We start from the raw sequence: 20162 nt of genomic DNA on the forward strand, positions 1-20162 counted from the left end.
CGGGAGGGGAGCACGCCCGACGGTGCTCTCATGGTGGTCGGCACCACCAGCGGCGCGGGCAAGTCGACGGTGGTGACCGCCCTGTGCCGGGCGTTCGCGCGCCGCGGCGTCCGCGTCGCGCCGTTCAAGGCGCAGAACATGTCGACCCACCTGGCCACCACCGCCGACGGCGGGACGATCGGCCGCGCGCAGGCGATGCAGGCGCTCGCGGCGGGGGTCGAGCCGGACCGCCGGATGGGGCCGGTCCTCCTCCGGCCGACCGGCGAGCGCACCTCCCGGGTGCTGGTGCTCGGCGAGGAGGTGGGTCTCGACGACGCCCAGGGGTATGGGGCACGCGCCGCCCTCCTGCGTCCGCTCGCCCTGGAGGCGCTCACCTCGCTGCGCCGCGACCATGACGTCGTCGTGCTCGAAGGGGCTGGCGGGGCGGCCGAGATCAACCTGCTCGACCGGGACCTGGTCAACCTGCCGCTGGCCGCGGCGGCCGGGATCCCGGCGGTGCTGGTGGTGGACATCGAGCGGGGCGGGGCGTTCGCGGCGGCGTACGGCACCTGGGCGCTGCTGCCCGAGCGGCTGCGGGAGCGGCTGGCGGGCTTCGTGGTCAATTCCTTCCGCGGGGACGTCGCGCTGCTCGAGGACGGGCTGCGCGACCTGGAGGAGCGCACCGGGGTGCCGGTCCTGGGGGTGCTGCCGCACCTGGGCGACCACCTGATGCTGGCGGCGGAGGACTCGCTGGACCTGGCGGACGTGCGGCGGCCGGTCCGGGGGGCGTCGGCTGCCGAGAACGGGCGGGGGCCGGTGCGGGTGGCGGTCGTGCGGCTGCCGCGGCTGAGCGATCCCTACGGGCTGGACCCGCTCGTGCTCGAGCCGGACGTCGAGCTGTCCTGGGCGTCGCGGGCGGCCGAGGTGGAGGCCGCCGACCTGGTCGTGCTGCCGACCGGGGACGGACCGGAGGCGGACGCCGCGTGGGTGGCCGTGCGGGGGCTGGGCGAGGCGCTCGACTCGGCCCGGGCGCAGGGTCGGCTGCTGGTGCTGGACCGTCCCGGCCTCCTGGAGGATGACGGCACGCGCCGGGCGTTGCTGGGCGAGGTGGCCCGGGTGCGGGGGCGGGACTTCGAGCCGGCCGAGCTCGGCTTCGGTGAGGCGGTGCAGGCCCACCTGGACCATCTGGCGGGCTGGGTCGAGACCCACTTGGACGTCGAGCGATTGCTGCGCCTGGCCGCGACCGCCGTCCCCGCGGGCGAGGGGCCGGGATGGTGAACGTGCCGGAGCTGAGGGTCCACGAGAAGGCGCTGGCGTGGAACGTCCCCCCGGGGTGGCGGGCCCTGAGCTCGGCCGCGGTCGGTGGCGGGCTCACCGAGCCGGCGTGGGTGGTCAACGTGGACGTCGGCGGGGGCTTCGCACGGACCGACCTGTCGGGGTGGGCCGGCGAGGTCGCGGCGCGGCTCGGGCTCACCGGTGAGGGCTGCGCGCTCCTGACCGCCGCCGACGTGACCCAGGTCGAGACGGCCGAGGCCGACGGGGTGGTCGCGTGGTCGACGGTCGGGGTGACGCGGCCGACGTGGGCGCTGGACCCGCGCGACCCCGTCGAGGACCCGCCGCGGCCCGGCACGGTCAACATCGTCGTCGCGGTCCCGGCCCCGCTGTCCACCTCGGCCCTGGTCCAGGCGGTCGGGACCATCACCGAGGCCAAGGCCCAGGTGCTCGTCCAGGCCGGTGTCCCCGGCACGGGGACGGCCAGCGATGCTGTGGTCGTGCTCTCCCCCGCTCCCGCCGCCGACGAGGTCGTCTTCGCCGGCGTCCGGTCGCCCTGGGGTCAGCGCATCGCCCGCGCCGTCCACGCCTCGGTCGCCGCGGGCCTGGCCAGCCACCCCTGGCCCGCGGACGACGTCGACCCGACGGTGGTCTGGTGATGGACGGCGCTCTGGCGATGCGCGGTGGCGTGTCGAGGTGGTGGGGCGGGCTGGGTCCGCGCTGCCTCGGGGTGGCGGTCGGCCTCCTGCTCGACCGCACCCTGGGCGAGCCGCCGGACCGGTGGCACCCGGTCGCCTGGTTCGGCTCCGCGATGGGCCACCTCGAGCGGCGGGGGTATGCGGATTCACGCACCTCCGGCCTCCGCCACGCGGCCGCCGGGGTGGCGCTCGGTGCGGCGGCCGGGCTGGCGCTGCGCCCGCTCGGCGTGGCCGGGGTGAGCACCGCGGTGGCGGTCGCGAGCGCGGGACGGATGCTGCGGCATACCTCGGCGGAGATCGAGGAGCTGCTGGTGACGGGGGACCTGGAGGCGTCGCGCGCGAGGCTGCCCTGGCTGGTGGGGCGCGATCCGTCCGCCCTGGACGCCTCCGGCATCGCCGCGGCGGTGGTCGAGTCGCTCGCGGAGAACACCGTCGACGCCGTCGTCGCCCCGGCCTGGTGGGGCGTCGTCGCGGGCGCGCCGGGAGTGCTGGCGCACCGCGCCGTCAACACGATGGACGCGATGGTGGGGCACCGCAGCGAGCGATATGCGCGTTTCGGGACCGCCGCCGCGCGGCTGGACGACGTCATGGCCTGGGCGCCGGCGCGGACGTTCGCCGCGCTGGTGGCGATCGGCGCGGCGGGTCGTGCGCGCGACGTGCTCGGCACCGTCCGCCGCGACGCACCGGCGCACCCCTCCCCCAACTCCGGCGTGGCCGAGGCCGCCGTGGCGGGGGCGCTGGGCGTGGAACTCGGCGGGCCGCTGCGCTACGGCGAGCGTCAGGAGGAGAGACCGCGGCTGGGCGAGGGCCCACGGCCGGGTGCGGAGGACATCCGGCGGGCGCGGGCGCTGGTCGACCGCGTGGAGCTGATGATCGTCGCCGGGTGCGTGGCACTGTGGGGGGCGCAGCGAACGACCCGTGCGAGGAGCACCCGATGAGCCTGACCTTCCTGACCGGCGGGGCCCGCAGCGGCAAGTCGTCGGTGGCCGTGCGCCGGGCCGAGCGGCTGGGCGCCCCCGTGGTCTTCGTCGCCACCGGCCAGGCCGGCGACGCGGAGATGGCCGACCGGATCGCCCGCCACCAGGCCGAGCGCCCGGCCGCCTGGACCACGGTCGAGGCGCCCGTCGCTCTGGCCGAGGCCCTGGCCGGGATCGAGCCCGGCCGCACCGTGATCGTCGACTGCCTCTCGCTGTGGGTGTCCAACCTGATGGGCGAGGGCGTGGACGAGGCCGGCACCCTCCGCGAGGCGGAGGAGGTGGGGAGGTGGGCGACCGCATACCCCGGAGATGTGGTGGTGGTGACCAACGAGGTCGGCTCGGGGATCGTGCCGATGCACCCGGTGTCGCGGGACTACCGAGACCGGCTCGGGCGCGTCAACGCGATCGTCGCCGGCCGGGCGGACCTGGCGCAGCTGGTGGTGGCGGGCCGCACCCTGACCCTTGATGAGATGGAGGACTGATGAGCGACCGAGCTCTGGTGGAGGAGACGATCGCGGCGATCCGGCCGCTGGACGCGGAGGCGTCGGCCGCGGCTGCGGGCGCGATGGACGGCAAGGTCAAGCCGCTGCGGAGCCTGGGTGACCTGGAGGGCCTCGCCGCCCGGGTCGCGGGGATCCAGGCGACCGCGACGCCGCGGGTCGACCAGCCTGCTGTCGTGGTGTGCGCGGCCGACCACGGGATCGCGACGAGCGGGGTCAGCGCCTACCCGCAGGAAGTCACGGGTCTGATGCTGCAGGGCTTCGCGGCCGGGACCGCCGCGGTGGGCGTGCTCAGCCGTCAGGCCGGGGCGCGGCTCGTCGTCGCCGACCTGGGCGTCGTGGAGCCGCCGGCGATCGCGCCGGGGCAGAACCAGGTGCTCGACCGGCGCGTCCGTCCCGGCACCGGCAACAGCCTCGAGGGTCCGGCGATGACGGCCTCGGACGCGGAAGCTGCTGTGGCGCACGGCATCCGGCTGGCCTTCGAGCTGATCGACGAGGGTGCAGACCTCATCGGCCTCGGTGAGATGGGGATCGGCAACACGACGACCGCCGCGGCCCTGACCGCTGCGTTGCTCGAGCGGGACCCGGCCCGCGTCACCGGTCCCGGGACGGGCGTCAGCGGCGAGGCCCTGGCCAAGAAGGTCAAGGCGGTCGACGCCGTGCTGCGGCGGCACTCCGACGTCCGGCCCGATGACACGTGGGGCGTGCTGGCGCGGATGGGCGGCCTGGAGATCGCCGCCCTGGCCGGGGTCGTCCTGGGGTGTGCGGCGCGGCGGGTGCCGGTGCTGCTGGACGGGTTCATCACCACCTCGGCGGCGGTCGTGGCGTGGAAGTTCGCGCCGGCGTCCGTCGATGCGATGATCGCCGGCACGCTCTCGCCCGAGCCCGGCCACGCCGTCCAGCTCGACGCGCTCGGCCTGGAGCCGATCCTGCGCCTGGGCATGCGGCTGGGTGAGGGCAGCGCCGCGTCGCTGGCGGTGCCGATCGTGCGCTCGGCGGTCGCGGTGCTGGCCGAGATGGGCAGCTTCGCCGACCTCGGCCTGGCGGAGGACACCCCCACGGTATGAGGCCGCTCGCCTCCTTCCTCGACGCCACCGCGTTCTTGACCCGGGTGCCGGTGCCGGTGCGTTGGCCTGGGTCGGCGCGGCGCGCGTTCGACCTGGCCGCGGCGGCGTGGGCGTTCCCCGTCGTGGGGGCGCTGCTCGGCCTGGTGCTGGGTGGGGTCGGGGTGCTGCTGGCGGGCCCGTTGGGGGTGCTGGCCGCGGCGGTCGTGGTGGTGGCACTGGAGGTGGTGCTGACCGGGGCGCTGCACCTCGACGGGCTGGCCGACTGCGCCGACGGGTGCGGGGGGCGGGACTGGGAGTCGCGGCTGCGGATCATGAAGGATCACGCGAGCGGGGTCTACGGGGTGGCCGCGGTGGTGCTGGTGCTGCTGCTCCAGGTGGCGCTGCTGGCGCGGCTGCTGGAGGCCGGTCTGGCGGAGGCCGACGCGGTGGGGCTCGAGGTCGTCGAGATGGCGGTCGTGGTCGCGATGGCCCTGGCCCTCTCCCGCGGCCTGCTCCTCCCGCTGGCCGCTGCCCTGCCCTACGCCCGCGCCGAGGGGACGGGCCGCGCGCTGGTGGAGGGCCTGACGCGGGGGCGGGTGGTGGCCGGTGTCGTGTCCACCGTCGTGGTCCTGGCCCTGCTCACCGCGGTGGGCTGGTGGCTCATGGGACCGGGTGCCGTGGTCCTGGTCCTCGCGGTCCTCGGGACCGGGTCCGTCACCGTCCTCCTCGTCGGCCTGTGGGCCCGCCACACCCTCGGCGGCGTGACCGGCGACGTGCTGGGGGCTGCGGCAGAGCTGAGCGTGGTGGCCGCCCTGGCCGCGGCGACCGTGCTCCGCGGATGAGATGGTGAAGGGGATGAGCACCCCACAGGACGGACAGACGGCGGGCCTCGGGCTGGCGCCGGGCGAGCGGGAGCAGCTGGTCTATGCGCTGGAGAACCGGTTCGCACCCCACCTGGAGGCCGCGGCCGCGGCGGTGCGGGAGGCGGAGCAGTCCGTCGACAAGGCCCGTGCCGCGCTGGCGGAGGCCGAGCGGAGGGCGGGGAGCGCCGCATACACCTCCGATCCTCGGGTCTTCATGCGCCAAGGGGTGGCCGAGGAGGTGGACGGCCTGGAGCGCAAGACCAACGAGAAGCGGCTGCGCGTGGGCTACCGGTTCCTGCTGGACCGGGCCGTCGACCTCGCCGGGGCGGAGGTCACGGGCTTCCACGACGACCTGGCCGCCGCCGAGCGCGAGCGCACGGCCGGGGTCGAGGCCTGCCGTGAGGCCGAGGAGCGTGCGGTGCGCGACCTGGCCGCCGCCCGCGCGATGCAGGAGCGGGTCGAGGCCGCCGAGCGGTCGGCCCGTCAGGGCCTGGCGCTGCTGGTCGACAAGCTCTCGTCCTGACCGCCCGGCCGGCGGCGGGCGACCGCCAGCCAGCCCGAGACGGTGGCCCAGATGACCAGTGCCAGGACCAGCACGAACGGCCAGCTCACCAGGCTCCAGTCGCCGCCGGAGACCACGACCTCGCCGAAGGCCAGGTAGGCCGACACCGGGACGACCGCGGTGTAGAGCCACAGCCGACGCCGCTCCGCGCTGCCCCGGTCCCGCGGGAAGCGGGAGGCATAGCTGTTGGGGGCGCCGAACTCCTCGTGCAGCGACCGTCCGGACTGCGCGGCGTGCGCCTTCGCCTCCTCGAGGTGCTGGCGGACGCGGCCCTCGGGGAGCTCGACGCGCAGCCGCAGGATCCCGGCGACCTGGCGCTCCCACTCGTCGTCGGGGAGCGGACCGCGGATGCCCCGGCGAGGCGCGTCAGGGATGACCTTGGCGAAGAGCCACGCCACCGCGGCGTGGACCATCGCGAGCACGCCGAACCACCACAGGCTGCCCTCACCGATCGGATGATCGTTGCCGACCATGAAGAGGGTGGTCATCAGGGCCACGCCGGCCGCCACGACCAGCAGCGCCGCCCCCGCGGCCAGGAGCCGACGGGCACGCTCCAGCGTGTGCTCGAAGACGGTCAGCCCCACCACGGTGGTCAGGGCGGCGATCGTCGGCAGGAGCAGTGCGCCCCAGGTGTAGTCGAAGCGCCACTCTCCTCCGAGCATCAGCGCCACGAGCAGGACGACGCTGATGATGGCGGCGGTCACCGCGCTCACCGTGGGCACGAGGCGCCACGAGGTGTCAGGCTCCAGCGGCTCGACGGGCTCCCCGTCGACGCGCCACTGCTTCACCTGCGACCGGGCCCACTCGCGCGCGTCGCCGAACAGCTCCTCGGGGCTCTCCTGCGTCTGCCGGACCAACTCGAGCGCCTCGGCCAGGCCGTCGCGGGCGAGGTCCTGGTTGACATCGTCCAAGGTCATCCTGGTGGCGGCGACGGCGGCCCATTCCTCGTCCGCCTCGACACCCCTGGCCTTGGCGAATCCGCTCAGGACCGTGTCGAGCGTGTCATTGGTGGTCATGCCGTCCCCTCCTCGTCGTGCCGCGTGGCACCGTCGTCCTGCAGCGCTGCGTCGTGCAGCGCGGCCGTGAGCTCCCTCCAACTGCGCAGACCCTCCTCCAGGCATGCGGTGCCCGCTCCGGTCAGGGCGTAGTCCCGCCTCCCTGGACCTGACTCGCCAGGCTGCCAGGTGGCCCTGACATACCCGGCCTCCTGGAGCCGGTTGAGCGCCGGGTAGAGCGAGCCGCCCCGCAGCAGCCCGAAGCCCCGGGCCTGGAGCGCCTGCGCGACGGCGTAGCCGTGCAGCGGCCCGCCCCGGAGGCTGCCGAGGATGGCCAGGTCGAGGCTGGCGCGGACCCAGAGGGTCGGCCAGGTCGACGTCGTCTCGCTCATGTATGTAAGTACAGCACGTATCTAGATACCTGACAACCCACCCGTCCTCCCAACGGGGCGCTGGGCGAGGCCCCCTACTGACGTCACCGCTTCGGCTCGGGCCGTCCGCCCCTCCGTGCCAGCTCGCCCTCGGCCAGCGCCAGGCCACCGCGCTCCAGGCCGGCCATCCGGCTGCGCGCCCGCCATACCGTGCGCCCGCGCCTCCGGACCACGACCTCCAGCTCGCCGTCGAGGTGCTCCAACGCGCCGGGGGTGTTGCGCCCCTCCGACGGCAGCGGAACCGGCAGCACGTGGGCGGCCCCGATCGGCGAACGCGCTTCGACGTCGATCTCCCAGCCGTACCCTCGCCCCCGCAGCACCCAGCTCTCCTCCCCGACCTCGGCGCGCACCGGGCTGGCCACGGGGTCGCCGAGCCGCACGGTCCGCCCACCGGGGAGCCGCACCACGAGAGCGGTCACCTCGGTGCGCAACGGCAGGCCCAACGGACTGGCGTGCACCTGACCCCCCGCGAAGGCGACGCAGGCGCCGCGACCCGGCCCCGCCTCATACCCCTCGAAGGCGTGCGCCTGGCCCCACCACCAGGAGTCGGGGAAACCCTCTGCGCCCCAGTTCTTCTCCCCGTAGACGAGTGCGTCGCTCAGGTCCCATGGCTCGGCCTCGGTGCCGAGGGTCGCGGTGCCGCGGACACGACCGGTGAGGAGCCAGGGGTGCCAGTACTGGTTGAGGCGCGGCACGGTCTGGAAGACGCTCGAGCCGCCGAGCGCGCGGTGCGGCCAGGGGCTCACCGGGTCGATGGTCAGGTCGACGCGCGCGTCGGGTCCGAGGTCGACGCGCAGGTGGTGCGCGGAGCCGGAAAAGCTGGGGGTATGCGGTGTGGCCTGGTCCACGGCCCGTCGGGGCCCTGGTTGACGCCGATCAGCGTGATGAGTGGACGCCCACGGGCCTGGTCGGTGATGCGCCAGAAGTAGCCTTCCATGGCCACGCCGGGATGGGCGCGGCGCGGGTCCCCGAAGGGCAGGTCGGCGCCCGTGGCGCGGTAGCGGTCGAGGATCCCCATGCCTGGGAGTCTGTCAGCGACGCGGTCCCCTGGCCTGCTCGACAGCCCTTGCGGGGCAGGTCTGTCGGTGGTCGATGGTTGGGTTGAACCATGAAGCGGGAGGGGAGCATCGCAGAGCGGTTGGGCCTGGTCGGCCAGCCGGCTCTGCTGGCTGCCGTGACCGCTGCCGCGGCCGAGGACGCGGGTTGGGACCTGGTCGAGGACCGGCCGAGCGAGACGTTGAAGTCGGCCGGTCAGGTGCTCCTGTCCAGGGTCGCGGACCTGGCCGGCCAGGCGATGGTGACCGATGTGGTGGCCCGCGACCGCCTGCCCGTGGCCGACGACATCGATGTCGCTGCCGCCCTGATGGGCCTGTCCCAGGTGTGGGGCCAGATCGAGGGGCTGATGCTGGCCTTCGTGATCCAGGCCCACGAGCGACGCAGCTACGCCGAGACCGGGCTGTCGTTGCGCGACTGGGTCTCGGCGAGGTGCCCGTTCCTGACCATCACCCAGGTCAACGACCTGGTCACGGTCGCCACCCAGGTCGCCACCGGTGGGGTCTTCCCGCGGCCCTCGGCGGCCGCGTACGCCTCGCTGGCGGCCGCGGTCGAGGCCGGCGGGCTGGCCGTGGGGCGGGCTGCCCGGGTCGCCCGCACGGCTGACAAGGTGCGGCCGGTCTTCGACTCGGAGGAGAACTTCACCGAGTTCGTCGAGGCGTTGGTCGAGCTGGCCAAGCGACCCGACCTGACCGACGGGGAGCTGCGGAGTGCCTCGGACACCATCGTCGCCAAGGCGATGCCGGCCAAGGAGCAGGAAGAGCAGGAGCGGGTCGCCAACGCCATGCGCGGCGTGACCGAGATCGAGCTGGCCGACGGGGAGCTGTTCCGGTTCGTCATCACGACTGGCAAGGAGGGTGCCGCGACCATCCGGTCGATCACCTCCTCCCCGCTGGCCGCGCCCGTGCCCGACCCGGCCACCGGGATCGACGAGCGCCTGCCGACCCAGCGCCGGCACGATGCGCTGCTGACCGTGCTGGGCCGCGGGTTGGCCTCCGCCGAAGGTGTGCCGACCACGGACAAGGCCAAGATGATCGTCACGATCGACTGGCAGGTGCTCCAGGAGATGGTCAACGGAGCCGGGATCACCGGCACCGGCGAGCACCTCTCACCCTCCCTGGCCCGCAAGATCGCCTGCAGCGCCGGGATCATCCCGATGGTGCTCGGCGGCGACTCGCTGCCGTTGGACGTCGGCCGGCAGAGTCGGCTGGCGACGCCGGCGCAGGTCAAGGCGCTGTGGGTCAGGGACAAGGGGTGCACGTTCCCGGGCTGCACCATCCCGCCAGGGTGGTGCGACGCCCACCACATCCTCTGGTGGAGCCAGGACGGCAGGTCCGACCTGGACAACTACGCCCTGCTGTGCGAGCGGCACCACACGATCGTCCACGAGAAAGACCTCACCGCGACGGTCGATGGTGGGCAGGTCCTGTGGCACGTCTGACCACCCCGCCCCGCACCCGGCCCCACACCGGCCGGGTCAAAGGCATGCGCTCTACCGCTCCGGGGCGTCCTGCAGGGTCTCGGCGTGGGGGCCTTCGACGGGGAGGGCCTCCGGGTCGAGGGCCGCGTCCTGGACATCGTCGCTCGGAAGAGCTTCGTCAGCGGGGGCCACGTCCGGGAGCTCCGCCTCGTCAGCGAGGGCTTCGTCAGCGAGGGCCACGTCCGGGAGCTCGGCCTCGTCCGGAAGGGCCTCGGCAGGCTCCACCTCACCGATGTGCACCAGCGCGTCTCCGCGGTTCACCAGCGGCGACTCGGACCGGCCGATGACCACTCCGGCACGGTCGGCCTTGACGATGGCCAGGCGCTTGCCGAAGGAGTCGTAGAGCTCGCCCAGCCGCTCACCCTGCTTGACGTGCTGCCCCAGGGCGGCCCCGATGTGCAAGATCCCCGTCCTCCGGGCCCGCACCCACCCGCTGCGCCAGCACACGTCACTGGGCCGCAGGGGTTCGGAGGCGACGTCGGCCTCGTCGACCATGCCCAGGGCGGCCAGCACCCGCATGACCCCGTCGACGCCGGCGACGATCGCCCACTCGTCGAAGCGCCCAGCCTCGCCCGCTTCGTACAGCAGGACCCGGGCGCCCCGCTCGCGCGCGGCGTAGCGCAGCGACCCGTCCCGCAGGCGAGCGTGGTAGATCACCGGCGCGCCGAACGCCTCGGCCAGCTCGCGGGTGCGTTCCTCCTCGAGGTCGCAGCGGATCTGCGGGAGGTTGGAGCGGTGGTCGGAGCCGGTGTGCAGGTCGATACCGACGTCGGACTTGGCCACGACCTCCCGCATCATCAGGTGCGCGATGCGGCCGGCGAGCGAGCCGCGCGCCGAGCCGGGGAAGCTCCGGTTGAGGTCACGGCGGTCCGGCAGGTAGCGGTCACCGTTCATCACCCCCAGCACGTTGACGATCGGCACCGCCAGCACGGTGCCGCGGATGGTCCGGGGATCCAACCGTGCCATCACGCGGCGGATGACCTCGATGCCCACGACCTCGTCGCCGTGGATCGCGGCGTTCAGCCAGAGCGTGGGCCCTTCCTCGCGACCGTGCAGGACGTGGACGGGCAGGCTGACCTCCGCCCCGGTGACCAGCCGGGAGATCGGCAGGGACACCTCCTGCCGCCGCCCCGCACGCACCTTGACGCTGCCGATCGCGAAGGACGGCCGAAGCTTGCGGCTGGAGCGCTTGGGGCTCATGGGACTCCTGGGGTCACCGGAGCCCGCAAACCCCCCGCTCACCCGCGGCCCCAGTTCTTGCGGCGGACCGCCCGCACCGGTCGGCCACCGGCGTAGGACAGCGCGGGGTCCACGAGATAGCCCTGCACGAGAGCCTCCCGGCCCACGAGCATCCGGAAGCCCATCTCGTCACGGTCGGTCAGGGTGACCTCGGCCTGCACCTCGCGCCGCCCCAGGACGAGGGGAAGGAGCACCACATACCGGGTCTCCGCGTGGCCGGAGGAGGATCGCACGGAGCGCACGTCATGGACCGGCACCTCGACGACCACCGCGTCGTCGGCCGTCGCCTGCCACGGATGGACCTCGAACCTGACCCACTGCTGCCCCTCCCGGTCCAGCACCTTCAGGTCGAAGGCGTGCAGCGAGGACGTCTTGGCGCCGGTATCGATCTTGGCCTTGATCCAGGGCACGTCGAGGTGCGGGATCTGCACCCACTCCCGCCATCCGACGACGGCGTGCTCTGTGGTTCGATGGTCGCGCCCTGACACCCGCACATCCTCTCAGGAACCTTTGATGAAACTGGCCATCCTGTCCCGCTCGTTGCGTGCCTACTCCACCCAGCGCCTACGCACCGCTGCGCTGGACCGTGGCCATCAGGTCAAGGTGCTGGACACCCTCCGCTTCGGGATCGACCTGACCGGGGACGAGCCCGACCTGTCCTTCCGTGGCAAGCAGCTGTCGGCCTACGACGCGGTGCTGCCGCGGGTCGGGGCGTCGGTGACCTACTTCGGCACCGCCGTGGTGCGCCAGTTCGAGCAGATGGACGTCTACACCCCCAACACCGCCAACGGGATCATGAACAGCCGCGACAAGCTGCGCGCCACCCAGATCCTGTCGCGCCACAACGTCGAGATGCCGGCCACCGCGTTCGTGCGCAACCGCGACGACGTGCGCAGCGCGATCTCGATGGTCGGCGGCGCGCCGGTCGTCATCAAGCTGCTCGAGGGGACCCAGGGCATCGGCGTCATCCTCGCCCCGACCGCCAAGGTCGCCGAGGCGATCATCGAGACCCTGCACGGCACCAACCAGCAGGTGCTCATCCAGCGCTTCGTCAAGGAGTCCAAGGGCAAGGACATCCGGGCCCTGGTGGTCGGCGACCGCGTGGTGGCGGCGATGCGGCGGCGGGCGCAGGGCGATGAGTTCCGCTCCAACGTCCACCGTGGCGGGTCGGTGGAGAAGGTCGACCTCGACCCCGCCTACGCCGAGGTGGCGGTCCGTGCGGCGCACATCATGGGCCTGAGGGTGGCCGGCGTCGACATGCTCGAGGGCAACGACGGGCCGCTGGTGATGGAGGTCAACTCCTCCCCCGGCCTGCAGGGCATCGAGGCCGCGACCAAGCTCGACGTGGCCGGCGCGATCGTCGACTACATCGCCGACCAGGCCGGCTTCCCCGACATCGACGTGCGGCAGCGGCTGGCCGTGTCCACCGGCTACGGCGTGGCCGAGATCGTCATCTCCGCCGGGTCGGACATGGTCGGCCAGAAGCTGTCCGAGTCGGGGCTGTGGGAGAAGGACATCCAGGTCCTGACACTCCACCGCGGCACCCGGGTGGTGCCCAACCCCGCGGGGGCCAAGGTCCTCGAGGACGGCGACCGCCTGCTCTGCTTCGGCAAGCACGAGAACATGCGCTCGCTCATCCCGGCCCGCTCCAAGCGGCCCAAGCGGGTGCGCAAGCTGCCCAAGCAGCCGATCCACGACCTGCCGGGCGAGGTCGTCGCCGCCGACGCCTGAGCCGACGCGCGCCTCACCCGACCGAGGCTCCCACCACAGAGCGCACCTGAGCCGGCCACGGGTCGACTCGAGTTGCCGCACCCACGGTGCGCGACCGCATACTCAGACATGACCCGTCTGCGCACCGTCAAGCCGAGCTCCAAGGGATGGTCGCGCCGACGCGCGGGCAAGGGCTTCACCTACCTGGACCACGACGGCAAGAAGCTGCCCCAGGACGAGATCGACCGCATCAAGAGCCTGGCGATCCCGCCGGCCTGGGAGGACGTGTGGATCTGTCCCGCCGCCAACGGGCACATCCAGGCGGTCGGCACCGACGATGCCGGGAGGCGGCAGTATCTCTACCACCCGGAGTGGCGCGTCAAGAAGGACTCCGAGAAGTTCGACCGGGTGATCACCGCCTCCGAGCGGCTCCCCGAGGCCCGTCGCCAGGTCACGCGCGACATCCGGCTGGAGGGGATGCCCCTCGCCCGCGCCTGCGCGACGGCCGTCCGCCTGCTGGACCTGGGCTACTTCCGGATCGGGCACGACGTCTACACCGACACCAACGGCAGCTTCGGGCTCACGACCCTGGAGCGCTCACACGTGAAGAAGGTCGCCGAGGGGCTGCGGTTCACCTTCGTCGGCAAGGGCGGGATCGCCCACGACATGACCATCGACGACGAGGACGTGACGGCCGCGCTCAAGGTCATGCGGGGGCGGCGGGACGGGACCAAGCGGCTGCTCGCCTACCGGAACGACGACGGGGACTGGCGGGTGCTGGACTCCGAGGACGTCAACGACTATCTCGCCGACATCTTCGACCACGAGCTGACGGCCAAGGACTTCCGCACCTGGCACGCGACGGTGCACGCAGCCGTCTCGCTGGCGGCCTCGCCCGAGTCCGGGGACACCAAGGCCTCGCAGAAGCGGGCGGTGAAGGAGGCGGTGGAGGAGGTCTCGGACTATCTGGGCAACACCCCGACGATCGCCAAGGGTTCCTACATCGACCCTCGGGTGATCGAGGCCTACGAGGAGGGCGAGACCATCTCGGTGCCGGGCGCCAAGCCGGGCAAGGGCGCGCGCAAACGACAGAGTGCGGTCGAGAAGGCCGTGCGGGAGCTGCTCACGGACGACTGAGCGGTCAGGGCACCGCCGAGGGTCAGGGCGCCGCCGACGGTGAGGGCGCCGCCGACGGTGAGGGCACCGCCAAAGGTGGGGGCGCCACCGCGACATCGTCCGTCCCGAGGGTGCCGCGGGCCAACTCCACGGAGGTGCCCGCGACGACCAGGTCGGCCCGCTCCCAGGGCCGGTCCTCGGCGAAGAAGCGCAGTTCGTGCGCCATCCAGTCGTGCCAGAACTGCGCGGACTGCTCGGCGTCGCCGTTCATCCCGTGCGCGACGTCCCGCTCGATCCCGCGCCGCTCGGCCTCGGCGAAGTCCGACTGCACCCAGATCACGGCGTCGATGAGGTCGGCGCTGCCCCGCTGGGCGGCGCCGGTGCCCTCGAGCACGACATACCTGCTGGTGGCCGGCACCTCGATCTGACCGTCGCGGCCCATGGCCTCCCAGGCCGGTGGCCGCAGCCGGACACCCTCGCCACGATGGAGCTGCTCGAGGAGGTCCTGCAGGAGGTGGCCCCACCGGAACATCGGCTCGTGCCAGGCCAGGTCGTCGGTGTGGACGACGGTGGTCGCCGGCAGACGCGCCGCCAGCGCGTCCGCGAGCGTGGACTTGCCCGCGGCCCCGCGGCCGTCGACCGCGATGATCCTCGGGCGCGACGACGTCGTCGCAGCTCCGGTCGATCCAGCCTCCAGCCCGGCCGCCAGCTCGGCCACCAGCTCCTCGAGCGCGACCGCACGCCAGGGTCCGGCGTGGGGCTCCTCCGGCTGCAGCTCCATCCTCACGGCACCATCCTGCGGTATGCGGTGCCCGTCGCCGGCCTCTGGTCCGGCTCACCCTTGGTCGGCCAGCACGAGAACGCGCGCTCGGCCTGGGCGGTGATGGTCAGCGAGGGGTTCACGCCGAGGTTGGCCGAGATGGCCGAGCCGTCGACGACGTGCAGGCCCGGGTGCCCGTGGACCCGGTGGTAGGGATCGATCACGCCGGTCTGCGCGGTCTCCCCGATGGTGCAGCCGCCGATGAAGTGCGCCGTCATCGGGATGTTGAGGATATCGCCGACCCCGCCTCCGGCCCGCCCGCCCAGCCGCCTCGCCATCCGGCGGACCGCGTCGTGGGCGACCGGGATCCAGGTGGGGTTGGGCGCCCCGTGGCCCGGCCCGGAGGTGAGCCGGTAGCCGAACAGGCCCCGCCCCGCCCGCACCGTGATCGAGTTGTCGAGGGTCTGCATGACCAGGGCGATGGTGGTCCGCTCCGACCAGTGGTCCAGGGTGCGGACGTGATCGACGAGCTGACGGGGCTCGCGGACGGCGGCGCGCCACCACCCGGCCGCGCGCCGCAGGCGCGAGCTGACGCTCGGGGCCGCACCCCCGGCGGGTGCATCGGCCGTCCCACCGTCGACGAGGTAGGGCGTCGACAGCAGCCCCATGGCGTTCTGGCCCTTGCCGTAGCGGACCGGCTCGATGTGCGTCTGCTCGTCGGGGTGGAAGCTGGACGTGATCGCCACGCCGCGGGTGAAGTCCGGCGAGGCCGTCCCGGCTGGCCGCATCGCACCCAGGAGCGCCTCGGAGTTGGTGCGGGTCAGCACCCCGAGACGGTCCGACAGATGGGGCAGGTCCCCGCTCGCCCTGAGCCGGTGCAGCAGGTGCTGCGTGCCCCACGCTCCCGCCGCCAGGACCACCTGGTCGGCCGTGAACGTGCGCCTCGCCCGAGGCCGCCACCGCGGGAGGCGGGTGCCCGAACGAACGGTCGTGACGGCATACCCACCCTCGGTCCGGGGGCGGATCCTGGTGACGGTCGTCTCGGGCAGGATCCGGGCGCCGAGCCGTTCGGCGAACCACAGGTAGTTCTTGACCAGGGTGTTCTTGGCGCCGAAGCGACAGCCGACCATGCACTCCCCGCACTCCAGGCAGCCGGTGCGGCGCGGGCCGGCGCCGCCGAAGTAGGGGTCGTCGACCTCGACGCCCGGCTCCTTGGCCCCGCCCCGCCCGAAGAAGACACCGACCGGCGCGAGCCGGAAGGTGTGGCCCACGCCCATCTCCTCGGCCACCTCGCGGTAGAGCTCGTCAGCGGGGGTCATCGTCGGGTTGGTGGTGACGCCGAGCATGCGCTCGGCGGTGTTGTAGTGAGGCGGGAGTTCGGCCCGCCAGTCGGTGATGTCGGCCCACTGCGGGTCGTCGTAGAAGGCGTCCGACTGGGGCCGGTAGAGCGTGTTGGCGTAGTTGAGCGAGCCGCCGCCAACCCCCGCGCCGGCGAGGATGATGACGTCCTTGAGCAGGTGGATGCGCTGGATGCCCTTCAACCCGAGCGCGGGCAGCCACAGGAAGCGCCGCAGGTCCCAGGACGTCGCGGCGAAGTCCTCGTCGGCGAACCGGCGACCCGCCTCGAGCACGGTGACCCCGTAGCCCTTCTCCCGCAGCCGCAGCGCGGCCACGCTCCCGCCGAACCCGCTGCCGACCACGATCACGTCGGTATGCGGTGGCTCGGCGCGGTCGTGCACGCCCGCCGGGGTGCGGGCGGGGTGGCCCGCCAGGGTGCGGGCCGGGTGGCTTCTCCTCCACGGTGCGGCGGGGCGGGTCATGGAGCGAGGCTACGCCCACCGGGCCGGCTCAGGAGGCTCGGACCTGGCCCTGTCATGAGGCCATCCGGGCGCTGAACTCTCCCGGCCTCGGCTGGGGCCAGTGGCCGGCGACATGCCCCTCCTCCCACGGGAACCGGTCGTGCTCGTCGGCCCAGGTCAGCTGGAGCACGGGCACGGAGAACTCGGCCGGGCGCTCGTAGAAGCCGTTGGCGTCGAAGACGATGTCACCAGGGTTGGGCACCTGCTCGACGAACAGGAGCCGGCCACCGACGCGGATCTCCTCGCCGGGCATCAGGTCCTGGTCGTCGTGGACGATCTGCCTGGTCAGGGTGTTGAGCACGACCATCGCCTCGGCCTGCCCCAGGTCGAAGACCAGCAGCTCGGGGTGGCCCACCCCGTAGAGCCCCGTGGTGTAGCAGAAGGCGGCGGTGGTCGGTGTGGGCACCGGCCCCGGGTCCGCCCCGAGGTCGCGCACGTGCTCGCAGGCCGCGCAGTGGCCGTCGGGCTCGTCGGAGACATAGGTCAGATGCACGCCGTAGCGCCGGATGTGCCGGATCATCTGCCGGTGCTCCTGGTCCCAGAAGGCCTGCATCGCTGGTGTCACGTCCATGGTCGTCTCTCCCTGTGCGCACCCCGTGTGCGCCTCCGTCGTCGACGGTAGGGAGGGGGTCGGACAGGGACGTCGCGAACGGTCAGGTTGTCCACAGGTGCTGGCCCTGGGGAGGCCCGGGGCAGGAGGATGTGGATGGCGCACCCGCACACGGGACGAGCCGTCACCGCACACGGCACGAGCCGCCACGGCACCGCTCAGCGGGTCGCCTCCTCCAGCAGCTCCAGGACGTGCCGGTAGGCGCGCCCGGTGGCCCGTGTCATCCCCAGCTCGCAGGTGCGGTTGGCGCTGACGTGGGCGTCGAACTCGCCCTCCTCCCGCGCCAGCCGCTCCACCTCGGCCGACTCCGGAGCGGTGGCCGCCGCGGTCAGCTCGGGGTGCAGCAGCCCGCGGTCCCCGGCGAAGCCGCAGCAGCCCCAGTCGGTGGGCACCACGACGTCGTCGGCGATCTCGCCGGCGAGCGCGACGAGGGTGGCCGTCAGGCCGAGAGCCTCGGTCCCGCACGTGGGGTGGACCGCGACCCTGCCGAGGCGCGCGGGGGCGGGCAGGCGCGGGACCAGGACCTCCTGCGCCCACGCCACCGAGTCCACCAGCCGCAGGGCCGCGCACTCGGGATGCCCGAGCTCGGCGGCCCGGCGCACCATCACCGCCAGCCCCTCGCTGCAGGACACGGCGTCGCAGACCACCGGCAGCATCCCCTGGTCGGTCGCCGCCCAGAGGGCGGGAAGGACGCGGTGAGCCATCGCCGCATACCCGTCCTCCATCCCCTTGCTCTTCCACGGGGTGCCGCAGCAGAGCCCGCCCAGACCCTCGGGGGTGCGCAGCGGGACGCCGGCGCGCTCGGCGAGCGCGAGCAACGCCGCCGTCGCGCCGCCCGACCCCTCCTCCGGGCCGAACATCGACCCGACGCAGGCGGCGAAGAACACTGCGCCCGGCTCCTGCGCCGTGAGCCGCGGGCGCGCGGGCCCGCCGCCGGGGAGACGGCGGTCGTAGCGCGGCACCAGGTCGTGCGGGGCGACCGCGCGCACCGCGTCGGTCAACGTCTCCCCGAGACCCCCGGGCAGACGGTCCGCCAGGGTCAGTCCCAGCCCGCCGGCCCTGCTCGCGACCTGCCAGACGCGCGCCGCTGCGCCCCAGCCGGCACGCGAGACGGGATCGGCCGACTCGCGCCGCAGCCGTCGGGTGAGGTCGCCGGTGTCAATCTGGACCGGGCAGGCGGTCAGGCACATGCCGTCGACGGCGCAGGTGTCGACGCCGGAGTACTCGTAGTCCTCGTCCAGCTCGGCCGCCAGCGCCACGTCCCCACGGGCCGCCGCAGCCGTCAGTTCACGCCGGACGACGATGCGCTGGCGCGGCGTGAGGGTCAGGTCGCGCGAGGGGCAGACCGGCTCGCAGAAGCCGCACTCGACGCAGCGGTCGACCTCCTGCTCGACCTGCGGGGCCGTCTTGAGGTGGGTCAGGTGGGCCTGCGGGTCGTCGTTGAGGATCGAGCCCGGCCCCAGGATGCCCGCCGGGTCGAGCAGGGACTTGAGCTCGCGCATCACGGCGTAGAGCTCCGGACCGTACTGCCGCTCGACGAAGGGCGCCATGATCCGGCCCGTCCCGTGCTCGGCCTTGAGCGTGCCGCCGCGGCCGAGGATCAGCTCGACCAGGTCCTCGGTGAAGTCGGCATAGCGGCGCAGCGCCACCGGGTCGTCGAACTGCTCGTTGAGCATGAAGTGGACGTTGCCGTCCTTGGCGTGGCCGAAGATGACCGTCTCCTCGTAGCCGTGCCGCCCGACGAGGGACTGCAGGTCCACGCAGGTCCGGCCGAGGTCGTCCACGGGGACGGCCACGTCCTCGAGCAGGGCGTTGGTGCCCTGCGGACGGGCTCCGGCCACGGCCGAGTAGAGCGCCTTGCGGACCTTCCACAGCGCGGCGCGGCCGGTCGGGTCCTGGGTGAGGGCGGCCGGTGACGTGAGCGGCATACCGTCCAGGACCGGCTGGGCGACCCCGACCGACGCCGCGAGCTCCTCAGCGGTGTCGGCGTGCCACTCGACCAGGAGGGCGGCGTGGTCCTCGACCCGGAGCCCGGTGATCTCCCCCGGCGCGCCGGGCGCCCTCGCCGACACCCGCAGCGAGGCGGCGTCGAGCAGCTCGGCGGTCACGGCCCCGGCCTCGACGATCCGCGGGACCGACCCGGTGGCAGCACCGACGGTGTCGAAGACGAGCAGCCCCGTGGCGACGTGCGGGCGGACCGGCACCGTGCGGAAGGTCGCCGACGCGATGAAGCCCAGCGTCCCCTCGCTACCGACCATGAGGTGCTCGAGGATCGCCACCGGGTCGTCGTGGTCGAGGAAGGAGTTGAGCCCGTAGCCCATCGTGTTCTTCAGCGCGAAGAGCCGCCGCAGCGTGGCCACTGACCCGGCATCGCCACGGACCCGGTCGCGCAGGCGCAGCAGCCCCTCGTGCAGGTCCGGACGCTGGGCACGCAGCCGCTCGTCGGCGTCGGGCGCTCCCGTGTCGACGACGGTGCCGTCGGCCAGCACGACCACGAGGGAGTCCAGCGTCGAGTAGGTGTTGAGCTCGGTCCCGCAGTGCATGCCCGAGGAGTTGTTGGCCACGACGCCGCCGACGGTGCAGGCGTTCTCGCTGGCGGGGTCCGGCCCGAGCTTGCGGCGGTGGCGCGCCAGCCGCGCGTTGACCATCCGCACCGTCACGCCGGGGGCGACCCGGACGCGCCCGCCGCCGTCCAGCACCTCGACGTCCCGCGAGAAGTGGCGCCGCACGTCGACGAGCAGGTGCTCGCCGACCGCCTGGCCCGACAGGCTCGTGCCGCCGGCGCGGAAGGTCAGCGGCAGCCCCACCTCGTCGCACGTCCGCAGCAGGCCGGCGACCTCCTCGGTCGAGCGCGGCCTGGCGACGAGCTCGGGCACCAGCAGGTAGTGCGACGCGTCGTGGGCCAGGGCGTGCCGGTCCAGCGCCCGGCTGCTGAGCACCTCGTCGGGCACCCGTCCGGCCAGCAGATCTCTTCGGTCCGACGCGCTGGGTGCCATGGTCATGGGCCCATCC

General features: G+C 73.5%; 19 protein-coding genes and 1 pseudogene. 10 read left to right on the plus strand and 10 right to left on the minus strand.

Features of this window, described 5'->3' with window-relative positions; genetic code table 11:
* Window positions 1-30: 30 nt before the first annotated feature.
* The 7 genes from ACTMMA_RS06305 to ACTMMA_RS06335 are packed head-to-tail and all read left to right on the plus strand — an operon-like array spanning window position 31 to window position 5858.
* Complete coding sequence (locus ACTMMA_RS06305) at window positions 31-1257, plus strand: cobyric acid synthase (RefSeq protein ID WP_441189259.1); 1227 nt, start codon at window positions 31-33, stop codon at window positions 1255-1257.
* Entirely contained in the window at window positions 1251-1910 is a 660-nt protein-coding gene (locus tag ACTMMA_RS06310) for an adenosylcobinamide amidohydrolase (protein WP_441189260.1), read from the plus strand. Before ACTMMA_RS06305 ends, ACTMMA_RS06310 begins: the two co-directional genes overlap by 7 nt.
* Window positions 1910-2887: an adenosylcobinamide-phosphate synthase CbiB gene (gene cbiB, locus ACTMMA_RS06315; RefSeq protein WP_441189261.1), complete on the plus strand. Its 978-nt coding sequence runs from the start codon at window positions 1910-1912 to the stop codon at window positions 2885-2887. Before ACTMMA_RS06310 ends, cbiB begins: the two co-directional genes overlap by 1 nt.
* Window positions 2884-3408 (plus strand): bifunctional adenosylcobinamide kinase/adenosylcobinamide-phosphate guanylyltransferase, encoded by a 525-nt coding sequence (cobU, locus tag ACTMMA_RS06320; protein WP_441189262.1) that lies wholly within the window; start codon window positions 2884-2886, stop codon window positions 3406-3408. The genes cbiB and cobU overlap by 4 nt, the downstream gene beginning before the upstream one ends.
* Window positions 3408-4493: a nicotinate-nucleotide--dimethylbenzimidazole phosphoribosyltransferase gene (gene cobT / locus ACTMMA_RS06325; RefSeq protein ID WP_441189263.1), complete on the plus strand. Its 1086-nt coding sequence runs from the start codon at window positions 3408-3410 to the stop codon at window positions 4491-4493. The genes cobU and cobT overlap by 1 nt, the downstream gene beginning before the upstream one ends.
* The gene (gene cobS / locus ACTMMA_RS06330; RefSeq protein WP_441189264.1) at window positions 4490-5314 is read left to right on the plus strand and encodes an adenosylcobinamide-GDP ribazoletransferase; all 825 of its coding nucleotides are present in this window, start codon (window positions 4490-4492) and stop codon (window positions 5312-5314) included. The genes cobT and cobS overlap by 4 nt, the downstream gene beginning before the upstream one ends.
* A gap of 13 nt (window positions 5315-5327) precedes the next feature.
* Window positions 5328-5858, plus strand: a complete 531-nt coding sequence (locus ACTMMA_RS06335; RefSeq protein WP_441189265.1) for a hypothetical protein — start codon at window positions 5328-5330, stop codon at window positions 5856-5858.
* Here the strand turns inward: ACTMMA_RS06335 and ACTMMA_RS06340 are convergent.
* The 4 genes from ACTMMA_RS06340 to ACTMMA_RS06355 form a co-directional block, all read right to left on the minus strand.
* Window positions 5819-6913: a hypothetical protein gene (locus tag ACTMMA_RS06340; protein ID WP_441189266.1), complete on the minus strand. Its 1095-nt coding sequence runs from the start codon at window positions 6911-6913 to the stop codon at window positions 5819-5821. The two genes, ACTMMA_RS06335 and ACTMMA_RS06340, sit on opposite strands and share 40 nt — an antisense overlap.
* Window positions 6910-7284 carry a PadR family transcriptional regulator gene (locus tag ACTMMA_RS06345; protein WP_441189267.1) on the minus strand — a complete coding sequence of 125 codons (375 nt, stop codon included), beginning with the start codon at window positions 7282-7284 and terminating at the stop codon, window positions 6910-6912. Before ACTMMA_RS06345 ends, ACTMMA_RS06340 begins: the two co-directional genes overlap by 4 nt.
* An 83-nt stretch (window positions 7285-7367) precedes the next feature.
* Window positions 7368-8171 carry a tocopherol cyclase family protein gene (locus tag ACTMMA_RS06350; RefSeq protein ID WP_441189268.1) on the minus strand — a complete coding sequence of 268 codons (804 nt, stop codon included), beginning with the start codon at window positions 8169-8171 and terminating at the stop codon, window positions 7368-7370.
* Window positions 8081-8341 carry a hypothetical protein gene (locus tag ACTMMA_RS06355; RefSeq protein ID WP_441189269.1) on the minus strand — a complete coding sequence of 87 codons (261 nt, stop codon included), beginning with the start codon at window positions 8339-8341 and terminating at the stop codon, window positions 8081-8083. Before ACTMMA_RS06355 ends, ACTMMA_RS06350 begins: the two co-directional genes overlap by 91 nt.
* A gap of 90 nt (window positions 8342-8431) precedes the next feature.
* Here ACTMMA_RS06355 and ACTMMA_RS06360 point away from each other — a divergent pair, with 90 nt between their 5' ends.
* Window positions 8432-9817, plus strand: coding sequence for an HNH endonuclease signature motif containing protein (locus tag ACTMMA_RS06360; protein ID WP_441189270.1), 1386 nt, complete (start codon window positions 8432-8434; stop codon window positions 9815-9817).
* Between the two features lie 255 nt (window positions 9818-10072).
* On the opposite strand, the pseudogene ACTMMA_RS06365 reads toward ACTMMA_RS06360, so the two are convergent.
* Both ACTMMA_RS06365 and ACTMMA_RS06370 read right to left on the minus strand, forming a co-directional pair.
* Window positions 10073-11056 (minus strand): annotated as a pseudogene (locus ACTMMA_RS06365) (succinylglutamate desuccinylase/aspartoacylase family protein); the annotation flags it as partial.
* A 38-nt stretch (window positions 11057-11094) separates the two neighbouring features.
* Window positions 11095-11583, minus strand: coding sequence for an ATP-dependent zinc protease family protein (locus tag ACTMMA_RS06370; RefSeq protein WP_441189271.1), 489 nt, complete (start codon window positions 11581-11583; stop codon window positions 11095-11097).
* A gap of 25 nt (window positions 11584-11608) precedes the next feature.
* Between ACTMMA_RS06370 and rimK the strand changes: the two genes are divergently transcribed.
* Together rimK and ACTMMA_RS06380 are read left to right on the plus strand one after the other, a co-directional pair.
* The gene (gene rimK / locus ACTMMA_RS06375; RefSeq protein ID WP_441189272.1) at window positions 11609-12826 is read left to right on the plus strand and encodes a 30S ribosomal protein S6--L-glutamate ligase; all 1218 of its coding nucleotides are present in this window, start codon (window positions 11609-11611) and stop codon (window positions 12824-12826) included.
* A gap of 108 nt (window positions 12827-12934) precedes the next feature.
* Window positions 12935-13942, plus strand: coding sequence for a DNA topoisomerase IB (locus tag ACTMMA_RS06380; RefSeq protein ID WP_441189273.1), 1008 nt, complete (start codon window positions 12935-12937; stop codon window positions 13940-13942).
* A gap of 22 nt (window positions 13943-13964) precedes the next feature.
* Here the strand turns inward: ACTMMA_RS06380 and ACTMMA_RS06385 are convergent, their stop codons facing one another.
* The 4 genes from ACTMMA_RS06385 to ACTMMA_RS06400 form a co-directional block, all read right to left on the minus strand.
* Window positions 13965-14708, minus strand: a complete 744-nt coding sequence (locus tag ACTMMA_RS06385; protein WP_441189274.1) for a uridine kinase family protein — start codon at window positions 14706-14708, stop codon at window positions 13965-13967.
* Entirely contained in the window at window positions 14705-16501 is a 1797-nt protein-coding gene (locus tag ACTMMA_RS06390) for an FAD-dependent oxidoreductase (RefSeq protein WP_441189275.1), read from the minus strand. Before ACTMMA_RS06390 ends, ACTMMA_RS06385 begins: the two co-directional genes overlap by 4 nt.
* A gap of 52 nt (window positions 16502-16553) precedes the next feature.
* Entirely contained in the window at window positions 16554-17111 is a 558-nt protein-coding gene (locus ACTMMA_RS06395) for a DUF4262 domain-containing protein (RefSeq protein ID WP_441189276.1), read from the minus strand.
* Window positions 17112-17308: 197 nt separating this feature from the next.
* Window positions 17309-20152, minus strand: coding sequence for an FAD-binding and (Fe-S)-binding domain-containing protein (locus ACTMMA_RS06400; protein ID WP_441189277.1), 2844 nt, complete (start codon window positions 20150-20152; stop codon window positions 17309-17311).
* Window positions 20153-20162 lie beyond the last annotated feature (10 nt).

This window comes from Ornithinimicrobium panacihumi (genome assembly GCF_052073805.1).
Lineage (GTDB): Bacteria > Actinomycetota > Actinomycetes > Actinomycetales > Dermatophilaceae > Ornithinicoccus > Ornithinicoccus panacihumi.